The sequence below is a fragment of the Ihuprevotella massiliensis genome, from assembly GCA_900095835.1.
Lineage (GTDB): Bacteria > Bacteroidota > Bacteroidia > Bacteroidales > Bacteroidaceae > Alloprevotella > Alloprevotella massiliensis.
The window spans coordinates 2,484,658-2,497,710 of sequence record LT608321.1; the positions used below are offsets into that span (position 1 = coordinate 2,484,658).

The following is a 13,053-nucleotide window of genomic DNA, read 5'->3' on the forward strand; positions in this document are numbered from 1 at the left end:
GGAGATTTCTACATCCACTGTTTCGGGATAATGAATGACAACACTTGAATTTGTACTTTTATTGCTGCTTATAGATGGAGCAAAGATGTATATAATATACACCTTAAAAGTACCCCATCACCTCAACACGGAAATGATGGGGTACATGAGATTAGTTACAGCGAATGAAAACACGTTTCCTAGGAATGCTAAAAGGTTCCCCCTCATCTATTACCAAACGGTTGGCTTCGATTTTCCCTTTGTATATACGGGTGGTCACATCAGGTTTGGCACCTTTTTGTATCCAACGGGGGATGCCCATGCGCTGCGCTGTAGCCTCCTCCTTGCAATATAATGGAATAGGGTTGTAAAATTCTATCCCTGCTTCGACTGTAAAAGACAAGGAATCCTGTTTTACAATGATGTTTTGCAAAGGACGAATCTCATAACCAGGAAGGTATCCCTCTCTAACTAGAAAAAACTCATCTGTTGTAGCATTTAAACATCCATGCACACCTAGCGAATCTTTCCAAAAGATAAGATAGCAATGATCCCATCTTCCTGCAGGATAGTCGAGTTGCTCTTCATAGATGGAGGACACGTGTTCAATAGGAACGAGTTTTTCTGTTTGAGCATATACAGCGTGCAACGTCCAAGAGAGAAAAAGGAGAATAAGAAACTTTTTCATAAGTGTATTTGTTTTATCCCAAATCGTTCATTAGACCGTTATAGTACGATTCGTAATTATCCCTCTGTAGAGTTTGCAAGTATCCCTCGCCAACTCACTAAGGAGATGGCGGGAGACGACAGAACAGCCTACGTAAGATTACTCGGCTCGATGAGTTCTCTGAAAAAGCATACGAATAGGAAGCAACCTTGGGACTTTATGGTAACCTTCCTTCATTCTAGGAAAGTAGAAATTTAGGAGGTAACGATTGATTTCAGTCAAAGATTGCTTAGATAGTGGCTGGGCACCAGCAGGCATGAGTAGGGATGCCCTTAAGAGAACGCCGTCTCGATTTAGACTTATCTGCACCATCATTTTTGACACATATTCTTGAGGAAGCAATGCAGCAAGGCCATCGAAGAATTTTGTAGGAAGATTTTGGATGTCTTGGAAATAACGATTAAAGTAGCCGTCCATGTTGTAGCAGTCAAATTCCAAGAAAGGGTCGTCAGGTTCTTTGGGTTGCTTGCGCGAGGTATCTGCCTTTATGGCTGCCGCATCTCTGAAAGCACGTGCAAAGCTAGTAGGCGAGTAGATGAAGTTCTGAGAAAACGCTCCTCCTTCAAATCGTTCTATGGTGTAATAAGTTTCATCGTCAAACTTCACAATGTGGAGTGTGTCATCAGCAAAAATCGAGTTGCACCAGCAAAGAGTGCAGATGCAGCAAAACAATAGTCGAAGTATCATAGATGTATGTTATTAGAAGTTTACGGTCATAGAAGGAAATCTGAGTTTCCAATTCCATTTATAATTAAACAAGCACTAAATTATGAGAATCTAGAGTTCCCATGGCGTAGTGTAGAATAGTAGTAAAAAGTAGAACTCAATTACAGCGAATGAAAACACGTTTCCTAGGAATGCTAAAAGGTTCTCCTTCATCTATGACCAAACGGTTGGCTTCGATTTTCCCTTTGTATTTATGGGTGGTCACATCAGGTTTGGCACCTGCTTGTATCCAACGGGGGATGCCTATGCGCTGCGCTGTAGCCTCCTCTCTGCAGTATAATGGAACTGGGTTGTAAAATTCTACCCCTGCTTCGACTGTAAAAGACAAGGAATCCTGTTTTACAATGATGTTTTGCAGAGGACGAATCTCATAACCAGGAAGGTATCCCTCTCTAGCTAGATAAAACTCATCTGTTGTAGCATTTAAGCACCCATGCACGCCTAGCGAATCTTTCCAAAAGATAAGATAGCAACGGTCTTCCGTTCCTGTGGGATAGGTGAGTTGCTCTTCATAGATGTAGGTCTGCTGCGTCTGAGGAAGCAGAACTTCGGATTGGGCACTAGCAGAAAGTGTAGCCCAACTCAAGGAAATAAATAAAAAGAGTTTTTTCATGGATTTATGTGTTGAAGATGTTTTAGGTTATTGGTGGGTTCTGGTACGCCCCTTTTTCGGGTCCCTCCCTATTCTTTTTTAGTGATGAAGTAGAGGAGTATCGCTTTTCTACGCCGGAGGATACAATTCTCTTTTTAGATTTATGTGGGGAGGCACATTTTATTTTTATATGGGGAGGCACAACACTCTTCTTAGTGGTTGAGGCAGAGGGTGGTGTGTCTTGACCACAAAAGTACAAAGTTCGTGGGAATCTTCCAAAGGGGAAGGGAATTTTTTGTAGACTTTTTGGGGGGAGTGCAAAATGTCTGACGGTTTTTATTCTCCAAATAAGAGCCTTTCCGTGACAGGATGGAAGATAAAGACAGGTTATCTCGCTTTCGAAAGGGGGGATGACAAAGAAAAGAGAGATTTTTTCTTGTTATCTTGCGAGAATCTGTTTATTTTTGGATTTACCTCCCAAAGGAAAAAGGGAGTTTTCGTTCTATTCGTTAGTCGTTCAACATGTTCGTTGGTGCCTTGAGGTGCATTCCTATGAAAAAAAACAGAATCTTTTTCTAGTTCAAGAAAAAACTACTAACTTTGCAAATTATATATTTCTTTTTATCTCGTTCTTCATTGGGTTTCTTGGTAGAGGCTAGAGCTCACTGTTTAATCCATTTTCCAAAAACAACATTTAAACTCAGATTAATATTAGGAAAAGAATAACCCCGTCGATTCTTCCTCTTTTGTAGTAAGGAAGATTAGTTCACTTAGTTCTACTGTCGTAATGACAGACTTAATATCTTAAAATGAAACGTTATGAGCAATAAAGATTCTAATCAACAAAACAATGAATTTGATCCGTATAAACAAGCGTCTGATCCTGAGTATGTAGTTGTAGAACCTCATAGCAGACAAGGGAATGTAGCCTTAGCTGCTATAGCAGGACTTGTTTCTTGTATATTGGTTGCTACTGTGTGGGCATTCATTTGTATAGTTGCAGAAAGGCAATGGGTATGGATGGGAATTGTTGCTGGGTTTGTTGTAGGATGGTGTGTCAGAGTTGTTAGTGGAGGCAATAACGCAATAATTGGATTTTTCGGAGCCTTTTTTGCTTTGTTATCCTGCCTTATGGGGGACTTTTTTACAAACTTAGGTTTCCTTGCGCAAGAAGAAGGAGTTGAATTTCTGGATGCTTTGGTGCAGTTTGACTATAAGTATTTATTTGACCTTCTCTTTGTGGACTTCGATTTCTTTAGTGGGGTAGTTTACTTTATAGCAATTATAGAAGGCTTTTCTATCGGTATGGGGAAAAGTGGTGATGAAAAAGAGTAGCAGGGTCTAAAAGGCAATATAGGTGGCATACTTATATAATTAAAGTCTTAGAATAGTCCTTGGTACTGTCTATATGACTTTAATGTTTTATCGAAAGTCCGCATTAGCTCGAGTTGCTAATGCGGACTTTTTGTGAAATCATATAAGCTTTATTGATAACAAACTGTGCACACTAGACTTGTAACAAAGTTTCAAAGTGCTTCTTATTTTGGGGATGTGAAAAACAACGGGAATTATAGCAGTTTGTCCATTTGTGAATAATTCTCCCCGCTGTCTGATTGACAAATCAAACAGTGGGGAGATTTCACTTATTATGCTGTAAAAAGAGGCTAACACAGTTCTTAGGTTTTAAGTGGAAATGTCTAATTCAATTACGACAATCTACCATAATAGTGCCTAATTGGCATCGATATACCTTTTGAACTCGCTCGTCTCCTGTATAATGAGATTCTAATGCACTTCTTAGTTTTTCATATTCTTCATCATCGGCTGCATGTTCAATCCGTACGTTGATTAAACGTCCCATTGGGAAAACCTTGAATTCTCTATTGTTCGTGTACTGTGTGTATTTAGCACCTCCTATTAGACCATAGCTTTGATACGTTGTTTGGAGTTCTTCTACAAAATAGTCTGTAATTTCGAAGACCTCACGATACTTTGGGTCCTCGCAGCTGCACAAGCTGAAAAGTCCCAATACACAAATAAAGAGGGTGATATAAATCTTTTTCATAATCAGATGATGTTTTAGGTCGAACTAATGTGTGAAAGATTTGCGTTTGGCGTGAAAAGCAATAGATTTGATAGTAGTAGTAAATAGGTAAATATAAGAATGGGGAGAGCGTACTAGGCTATTTTACGTTTTGTGAGATATCGTGTTTATACCTTACAAAGATACAAAATAAAATTATATAACAATGAGGAGAATCGTTTTTTTAGGTCTTTTGTTTTGATTGTATCCCTCTTTCCTCTCACACAAAACAAAACGGCAACGCAGTCGAAACCGCATTGCCGAGCATGAAAAAACAATAAGAAGTCGGAACTTGAGCCGTGGGCTACGAGTTCCGTTCGGAGTCTATCCTAGGTATTTGAGCAAGATGCTCACGTTGGCCTCTTCGCGCAAGCGACGCAAAGCACGTTCCTTGATTTGACGCACACGTTCACGGGTGAGATTGAGTGTAGTCGCCACTTCTTCAGCCGTCATTTCCGTGCGACCGATGCCGAAGAGCATTTTCACCACGCTGCACTCACGCTCAGAGAGCACTTGAAGGGCGGTGTCGATGTCGGTAGACAGCGATTCGCGCTCCATACTGTTGTCGGTGCCGGGTGCTCCTTCATCGGTCATGATGTCGATCATGGAGTTCGTTTCGTCGTCTTGGAAGGGTGCGTCCACACTCACCTTCTTACCGCCAGCGTTGAGGCTGTCTTTGATGCGGTCGAGGTCGGTGTCGAGCAGTTCGGCCAATTCTTCTGCAGAAGGACGACGTTGGTAGAGCTGTTCAAACTCTGTGGTGGCACGACCAATCTTGGCCTGCAAACCCACTTGATTGAGAGGCATGCGCACGATGCGGCTTTGCTCACTAATCGCCTGGAGAATGCTTTGACGAATCCACCATACAGCATAAGAGATGAACTTAAAACCACGTGTCTCGTCGAACTTCTGGGCAGCTTTCATCAAGCCGATGTTGCCTTCGTCGATGAGGTCGTTGAGCGACATCCCCTGATTTTGGTACTGCTTGGCTACGGACACCACAAAGCGCAAGTTGGCTTTTACCAAACGCTCAAGAGCAGCTTGGTCGCCATGGCGAATGCGCTGTGCGAGTTCCACCTCCTCATCCATGGAGAGGAGTTCAAGACGACCAATCTCGGTGAGATATTTGTCGATAGCGGCATCACCACGGTTGGTAATACCCTGAGAAATTTTTAGTTGTCGCATAACGAACGGGGAAATATTGAATGATTTTCATGACAATGAGCCGCAACCAACATGGCTCTGTTTGTACTTTGCCATGGCGGATGCGCCCACGCAGGTACAAATATACTACATTCTTTGCGATATATCAAAGAATGTCGTAATAAAACGTGAGAATTAAAGATGTTATAAAGATTTTGCTGACTTTACTTGTCAGATTCTGCATTTTGTGATAACTTTGAACTCTAAAAGCGAACAAAGACAGCAGATTCTTCTTTCCACTGTTGGGGAGAGCCGTCCGCATTGGCGCTTTCTTCTCTCCAAAGAGGTCTTTGCGCTCCCAACGTCAAGTCCATCATCACTAGCCATCTCCTTACGATCATGAACGACTATATGCAAAAACTAGACAAAACGGTCGATGAAATGCTCGAGCGTTTGTCATTGAGATTCCCTGCCGACGACATGATTCGCCTGCGTCAAGCCTACAACCTTGCCAAAGAAGCGCACGAAGGGCAGAAGCGCGCGGCTGGAGATCCCTATATCATGCACCCCGTGGCGGTGGCTCGCATTGTGGCTGAGGAGTTTATGCTCGATGCCAACTCCATCGTGGCGGCTTTCCTCCACGATGTGGTGGAAGACACCCCCTATACCATCGAAGACATCCGTGAGCGCTTCGGTGACGACGTGGCATTTCTGGTCAAGGTGGTGACAAAACCCAGCAAAATCGCTGGTGCTGCTCCCGACGTGCGCAAGCAAGAGAACAATTTCCGCCAGCTCCTCGACTCCTTGCGCCACGACATCCGCGCCGTCTTTGTCAAGTTGGCAGACCGCCTGCACAATATGCGCACACTCGGATCTATGCTCCCCGAAAAACAAATGAAAATCGGTGGTGAAACCGACTTTTTTTACGCCCCCTTTGCCAATCGATTGGGACTGCACAACCTGCGCCGAGAGCTCGAAAATCTGTCCTTTCGTTTCAGATGTCCCGATCGCTATGAGCGATTGCAGCAACTCCTCGAGCAAGACATCGAGCAACACCGCGAAGAACTCTTGAAGTTTACTACGCGCATCGAACAACTATTGGCTGAAAAAGACCTGCACGTACGCACCGAAGTGCGCTATCGCCTGCCCTACAGCATCGACACCCGCATGCGCAAGTCGGGACGCGATTTTCACCACATCGACCATCGCTATGTGATTCGTGTCATCTACGACCGCAAGCGTCTTAACGAAGTGGACAAAATGCGCACCGACAAGGCCATCTGCCTGCGCATCTACGGCGTGCTCACCAATCATTTTCAAGAGAAAGTGGGCAGTTCCATCAATTACATCGATGTGCCCAAAGAGAATGGCTATCAATCCTATCACGTGCAGCTGCTCAGCGGATGCGGACGCTGGGACGAAATCCACATTTCCTCCGAAGAAATGGTGACGCGCACCAAACTTGGGCTCATCGTGGATCGCATCGAAACCCACCGCAACCATGAGCATGGTGGCGGGGTCAATCAACTCTTGAGCAAGTCGGACCGCCAGTGGATCGACAAATTTTGCATCCAACTCCAGCAAATCGCCGAGAGCGACGGCGATGACGACTTCATGGAAGGTGTGACAGCAAGCCTTTATAGCGAAGATATCACCGTCTATGACGCTGACGGCACCCCCGTGCGCCTGCCCCAGCAAGCCACTGCCCTCGATTTCGCCTTTGAGCGCAATGTGGGCAAACACGCCCAATATGCCCGCATCGATGGCAAACTTGCCTCTCTTCCCACCGTGCTCACCCATGGATGTTGCGTAGAAATCGGCACCCATCCGCAAGCGCATCCGCTGCCCGAGTGGGAAAAGGTCGTCACCACCTATCGCGCCAAGAGCTATCTGTCGCGCTATTTTCGCCATGTTCACACCGAAGCTCCCCACCGTTGTCCCATTTGTCAGCCCCTGCCAGGGCAAGAAGTCATCGGTTTCACCAACGAAGCTCAAGGCGATGGCAGAGTCGTCATCCATCGTCGCGACTGTCGCCGCGCCATCAGTCTATCGGCACAGCGCGGAGATGCGATTGTCAATGTCGATTTCCCCGTCACCGACTACACTTACGAAGTGCGCACCCACCTGCGGGCTATCGATCGATTTGGACTCCTCAGCGACATCACCGAATGCCTCACGCAAGGGCTCCAGCTCAATCTCTATCGCATCGAGATGGAGACGCGCGACAACATCGTGGAGTGTATGCTGCATTATGCCGTGCACTCTGCCGAAGAGCTCCGCACCGCCGTGCGATTCTTGAGCGTCATCGAGGGGGTGGACGAAGTGTTGAAGGCATAATCCCCCGCCATTGCTCTCATCCTCTGCCTATTCACGGAGAATTCTCTAGCAGGGTGGGCAATGTTGGGCAGGGTAGTGCAATTTTCCACTGGATAACAACCCTGCGCCCCAACGCTGTGTCCCTATTGGCTCTCTATTTTATCGCCACATTTCCTCGGATAACACCTCGTCTTTCAAGCGCATTAAAGCCCCAAAATCGTGGGACCCACCGACGAAGGGCAACAATGCTCCCACACTTCCTGAAGAAACTGCCACATTGGCTTTGCTCCATGCCACATCGTGGCGTGTGGCAAGGAAAAACCGAAAGCCTTCTTCGCATTTCTTGTGATAGAAAAATGGGCTATTTCAAAATAAAACACTACTTTTGCAGCCGTTAAAAAGCGAATGCACCTCATCAGACGCGCAGCCACCTGCTGAAAAAGCCCTGAAAGAGTGCCGCAGTGTCGCCGCTTCTTCGCCTCATTTACAGAGGGAAAAAGAAGGCATACACCGCAAGTTCGCGCTAATTCTCACCCAAATGGACGACTATCATTCGGAAACGTATCACATCTTGTTTGGTTAGGATGGAGCAAGGCTTTCTTCCTACCCACACCCCCTTTTTGCAATAAAGAAGAAAGCCCGTTATGCTCACATATTGGAACTACAACCGAGGTCTGCGCACGCAAGACGAATGGTCTCCCAACTGCTGGATCCAGGCCACATGCCCCACTCCTGAAGACGAAGAATACCTCACTCAAACGCTCAAAGTGCCCGACTACTTCCTCGATGACATTCGAGACAAGGACGAACGTGCACGCTACGACTACGACGAAGGGTGGATGCTCATCATCCTCCGTATTCCCTACCAAAAGGAAGAGCAAAGTCGCACACCACACACCACCATCCCCATGGGATTGATTCTCAACAAAGACATTTGTTTGACCGTGTGCCACTTCGAAACTAACATGATGTTGGACTTCGTGTCGTATCAGCAGAAGCGAAATCTCGGTTTCACCGACTCCGTAGACTTCGTGTTCCGCCTCTTCCTCTCCAGTGCTGTGTGGTATCTGAAGCGACTCAAACAAATCAGCACCATCATTGATGCTGCCAAGCGCGACTTAGATCGACCCATCAACAATGCCGATTTGATCAATCTCTCTCGACTGCAAGACTCGCTCACCTACTTTGCCACCTCCATCCGTGGCAATGAAATGCTCCTCTCCAAGTTGAAATTCAAGTTGCCCGTCGATGAACTCGACGCCGACATGATTGAAGACGTAAATATTGAGATGAGTCAGGCACGCGAAACCACCAACATCTACACCAATATCTTGGAGTCGACCATCGACACCTATGCGGCGATTATCAACAACAACATGAGCCAGACGATGAAAACCATGACTTCTGTCAGCATCATCCTCATGTTCCCCACGCTCATCGCCAGCATCTTCGGGATGAACCTCCTCAACGGCATGGAACATTGGGTCTGGGGATTCCCACTCACCATCGGAGCCTCCATTTTCGTCACTTGGCTCTTCATCTGGTATTTCCGCCGCATCAATTGGATTTAATCCGTATTCTTATAAAGATATCTCGGAGATTGCTCAAAAGAATCTCCGAGATTTTTTTGTTTTTCTCCCACGATTTACGAAAAAAACTCCTAACGTTTTAGGCCGTTATCCACGTGATTTTGAGGGACTGTCGCCCTGTATCGTCACGAAAACTCCGCTCTTGCACTTGCAGCACTTGTGCAGCAATAGGCGAGAAAAGGATAGGCATTTCGAGAAATAAAACATACAATTCATAGAAAATTAGACTATTTAGTGCAGATTTTGGCAAAAAGATTTGGATATTCCTATCTTTTTGCCGTTATTTGCAGTCTAGAATTGTCAAATAAAGAGGAGACACCAAGGTGTCGCCCTCACACACGTCAATTTTGTTTAACATCTCTCACCCACAAATCGACACTCCACCAATGAGTGAACACGTAGATCCTCAGCTCCAAGTAGCTGCCACTGAACACGTCGCAAACGACGCTGCGAGTAACGCACCATTGACTTCACCCGAAGCGGTGATTGCGCAACTCAAACTCCTGTTGGAACAACCCGATAACGCTGACCGCAACGCACTCGATGCCTGCCGTAGTGCTTACTATCGCCTTCACAACGAGGCAGTGGCAAAGGCACGCGAACAATTCTTGGCAGAAGGCGGCGAAGAAGCGGACTTTGTGGCACCCGAACAGCCCCTAGAAGCTGAATACAAGCAGCTCTTGGCCAATATCAAGGTGCGCCGTGCAGAAATGGCTGAAAAGGCTGAAGCTGAACGCCAAGCAAATTTGGCGCGAAAGCTCGCTATCATCGAGCAAATCAAAGGTTTTGCCGCAGACGCTGAGCAGATCGACAAAAACTACGATACTTTCAAAGCACTCCAAGCCGAGTGGAAGGAAATTGGCACCATCCCTGCCGAACACGTCACCGACACTTGGAAAAACTACCACCACTATGTGGAGCAGTGCTACGACCTCTTGCGCATCAATCATGAGATGCGCGAATATGACTTCAAGAAGAACCTGGAGATTAAGACGCGCATCTGCGAAGCCGCTGAGAAGCTCACAGAGCAAGAAGATGTGATTAGCGCCTTCCACCAATTGCAACAACTGCACGCTGAGTTCCGCGAAACCGGTCCTGTGGCTAAGGAATTGCGCGATGAGGTGTGGAATCGTTTCAAGACGGCTTCTACCATCATCAACAAGCGTCACCAAGATTTCTTCCTTGCCCAAAAACAACAAGAAGAAGACAACCTCCTTCGCAAGACTGCACTCTGCGAACGTGTGGAGGCGATTGATTTGACGGCTCTCCACACCATGAACGATTGGGAAGCACAGTCTAAGGAAATCGTGGCACTCCAAGCCGAGTGGAAGACCGTGGGCTATGCACCTCGCAAAGCCAACCAACAAATCTTCGACCGCTTCCGTGCCGCTTGCGACCTTTTCTTCACCGCTAAGTCTAAGTTCTACAAGGAAGTGCGCGAAACCCTCGCTGCCAACTTGGCAAAGAAGACTGCCCTCTGCGAAAAGGCGGAACAGCTGAGCGAGAGCACTGACTGGGCGGCTACCACCAAGGCGCTTGTGGAGTTGCAAGCCGAATGGAAGACCATCGGTGCGGTGGCGCACAAGGCGAGCGATGCCATCTGGAAGCGTTTCAACACTGCTTGCAATGCTTTCTTCGATCGCAAAAAGGCGGCTAATGCCAGCGGTAACGAAGAAGAAGTGGCAAACTTGGCTAAGAAGCAAGACATCATCGCTCGTTTGGAACAACTCATTGCCGAAGGCAGTGAAAAGCTCCACGATGCGGTCAAAGCTCTCCAAGCCGAATGGAACGAAGTGGGCCACGTGCCTTTCAAAAAGAAGGAAAAAGTCTATCGCGCCTATCGCAAGGCGTGCGACACCCTCTACGCGACTTTGCATGAACAAGCTGGACGTCGTCGCATCGACAACCTCACTCGTCGTGTAGTTGCACAAGGCGGCAACGAGCGCCAGCGTCTCCAACGTGCATATGATGAAAAGAAGGCGGAGATTGCTACCTACGAAACCAACCTTTCGTTCCTCACCACTAAGTCTAAGTCTGGATCTTCGTTCGTGGCTGACGTTGAGCGTCGCATCGAACTCCTCAAGAAAGATCTCACGCTCTTGGCTGAAAAGATTGCACAACTCGGAGAATAACCCTTGTCATGTGCATACGTCTTTGGTGCACCATCCCTGCACTGAATAGCATACGACAGCGGAATGGACTAATTTCTCCCATGATCATAAACCTACCACCAAGAAGGCGCACCCACTAAGCCCTAGTGCGGTGGTCTTCTTTGTTGGTTCACTTGTTGAATATTCAACCTTATACAAACAACAATGCAAAAGAAAACTTATTCAAGTCCCGAAATCCAAACCATCACCATGCTCACTGAGGGCATGATTGCCGTAAGCGGAGAAAAGCAGCCTGAAAATCCTGTAGGTGGAACGAAAGATGGAGACATTGAGGACGATATGCCTCTGAAGTCTCGTCAAAAGGATCTGGACAACAACTCTATTTGGGACTAAATAAGACACCCTCTTTTACCCGTTGCTCTGTGCGGTTCAGGGCAGATTGGAGCCAGTTGCGTGCTTCTCTCTCGCTTGTCGCAGCCCCATCGCAGGAGGTTGTTCCCGACAAGATAAGGAGGTTGAAGCCCTTCACTCCCACTGCATAGCCCTATCTTCCCTTTCCATGCTGGCATCTTTAAGGCTATTGCCCAGAACAGTGAAGGGGTTAGGGCGTCTTGCGCATGAGCGCGGCTTGTTCACCATTTGCTTCGTGCCGACAGTGCCTCACGGTTTGCTGTCGGCACGGAGCTTTTGTCTTTTCTCTCACATCGTCTTTCCTGCGGTGAACCCTCATCGCCCCTTCTCTCTCTTTGGCTTATGCCCGTCATTCCCATTTCCTCCCTCCAACATCCCGGAGTTGAGGTCTTCACCTCCCTCACCGAAGCCCAACTGCGCAATCGGCTTGATCCCTCACAAGGCATCTTCATTGCCGAAAGTCCCAAAGTCATCCACGTAGCTCTCGATGCAGGTTATGTGCCTTTGGCATTGCTCTGCGAAGAACGCCACATCACGGGCGATGCAGCGAGCCTTATCGAACGCTGTGGCGACATTCCCGTCTACACTGGCGAACGTGAACTCCTGGCTTCTCTCACGGGCTATACCCTCACCCGCGGAGTGCTCTGTGCCATGCGACGTCCAGCTCCGCCCACCCTCGAAACGGTGCTCCACAACACTCAGCGCATTGTCGTGATAGATGGGGTAGTGGACACCACCAACATCGGTGCCATCTTCCGTTCTGCCGCAGCTTTGGGCGTAGATGCTGTGTTACTCACCCCAAGTTCGTGCGACCCCCTCAATCGCCGCTCCATCCGCGTGTCCATGGGAAGTACCTTCCTCGTGCCTTGGACGTGGGTCACACCGCCCCTCACCTGCCTCCACGACTATGGGTTCACCACAGCCGCCATGGCACTCACCGACGACTCTCTCGCACTGGGCGACCCTCGTTTGCACCAATACGACCGCTTAGCTCTCATCATGGGCACCGAGGGCGATGGACTCTCTGCGCAGACCATTGCCGAAGCCGACCTTGTGGTGCGCATCCCCATGTCGCATCAGGTGGACTCCCTCAATGTTGCTGCTGCAGCGGCTGTTGCCTTCTGGGAGCTCCGCAAGCGATAAGCTCCTACCGCGAATATTGAGGGTGAACCCCATCTTTCTGTTGGGCTACTGCGAAGCTAAGCCCACACAACGTGGGAGGTTTGAGAAAGTATCACGGCATTTCAGAGCAGACTACACGCAAAAAAGAAGTCCGCATCAACACAAGCTAATGTGCTGATGCGGACTTTTTGAGTATGATAAGGAGATTCGCTGAACATCCTATCTCGAAAGGCGGAAGAGCAGCCCCAAAGAGG

General features: G+C 47.6%; 11 protein-coding genes. 6 read left to right on the plus strand and 5 right to left on the minus strand.

The genetic code is table 11. The features are described from left to right. Window positions 1–151: 151 nt before the first annotated feature. The 3 genes from BQ2633_RS10020 to BQ2633_RS10030 form a co-directional block, all read right to left on the minus strand. Window positions 152–667, minus strand: a complete 516-nt coding sequence (locus tag BQ2633_RS10020; protein ID WP_075566847.1) for a hypothetical protein — start codon at window positions 665–667, stop codon at window positions 152–154. 138 nt (window positions 668–805) lie between these two features. Continuing rightward, complete coding sequence (locus BQ2633_RS10025) at window positions 806–1,393, minus strand: hypothetical protein (RefSeq protein ID WP_075566848.1); 588 nt, start codon at window positions 1,391–1,393, stop codon at window positions 806–808. Between the two features lie 136 nt (window positions 1,394–1,529). After that, complete coding sequence (locus tag BQ2633_RS10030) at window positions 1,530–2,045, minus strand: hypothetical protein (RefSeq protein WP_075566849.1); 516 nt, start codon at window positions 2,043–2,045, stop codon at window positions 1,530–1,532. A 798-nt stretch (window positions 2,046–2,843) separates the two neighbouring features. On the opposite strand from BQ2633_RS10030, the gene BQ2633_RS10040 reads away from it, so the two are divergent. Next, window positions 2,844–3,359, plus strand: a complete 516-nt coding sequence (locus tag BQ2633_RS10040) for a hypothetical protein (RefSeq protein WP_075566851.1) — start codon at window positions 2,844–2,846, stop codon at window positions 3,357–3,359. 367 nt (window positions 3,360–3,726) lie between these two features. On the opposite strand, the gene BQ2633_RS10045 is transcribed toward BQ2633_RS10040, so the two are convergent. Beyond that, the gene (locus BQ2633_RS10045) at window positions 3,727–4,089 is read right to left on the minus strand and encodes an ABC transporter (RefSeq protein WP_075566852.1); all 363 of its coding nucleotides are present in this window, start codon (window positions 4,087–4,089) and stop codon (window positions 3,727–3,729) included. Between the two features lie 342 nt (window positions 4,090–4,431). Further along, on the minus strand, window positions 4,432–5,292 hold the full coding sequence (locus BQ2633_RS10050; protein WP_009437939.1) for a sigma-70 family RNA polymerase sigma factor: 861 nt from the start codon (window positions 5,290–5,292) through the stop codon (window positions 4,432–4,434). A 369-nt stretch (window positions 5,293–5,661) separates the two neighbouring features. On the opposite strand from BQ2633_RS10050, the gene BQ2633_RS10055 reads away from it, so the two are divergent. From BQ2633_RS10055 to BQ2633_RS10075, 5 genes are all read left to right on the plus strand, one after another. Next, window positions 5,662–7,587: an HD domain-containing protein gene (locus tag BQ2633_RS10055; RefSeq protein ID WP_346048594.1), complete on the plus strand. Its 1,926-nt coding sequence runs from the start codon at window positions 5,662–5,664 to the stop codon at window positions 7,585–7,587. A 623-nt stretch (window positions 7,588–8,210) separates the two neighbouring features. Then, window positions 8,211–9,137 carry a magnesium transporter CorA family protein gene (locus BQ2633_RS10060; protein WP_075566853.1) on the plus strand — a complete coding sequence of 309 codons (927 nt, stop codon included), beginning with the start codon at window positions 8,211–8,213 and terminating at the stop codon, window positions 9,135–9,137. Window positions 9,138–9,541: 404 nt separating this feature from the next. After that, window positions 9,542–11,287: a DUF349 domain-containing protein gene (locus tag BQ2633_RS10065; protein WP_075566854.1), complete on the plus strand. Its 1,746-nt coding sequence runs from the start codon at window positions 9,542–9,544 to the stop codon at window positions 11,285–11,287. A 183-nt stretch (window positions 11,288–11,470) separates the two neighbouring features. After that, window positions 11,471–11,659, plus strand: coding sequence for a hypothetical protein (locus BQ2633_RS10070; RefSeq protein WP_075566855.1), 189 nt, complete (start codon window positions 11,471–11,473; stop codon window positions 11,657–11,659). 360 nt (window positions 11,660–12,019) lie between these two features. Continuing rightward, window positions 12,020–12,820 (plus strand): TrmH family RNA methyltransferase, encoded by an 801-nt coding sequence (locus BQ2633_RS10075; protein WP_075566856.1) that lies wholly within the window; start codon window positions 12,020–12,022, stop codon window positions 12,818–12,820. Window positions 12,821–13,053 lie beyond the last annotated feature (233 nt).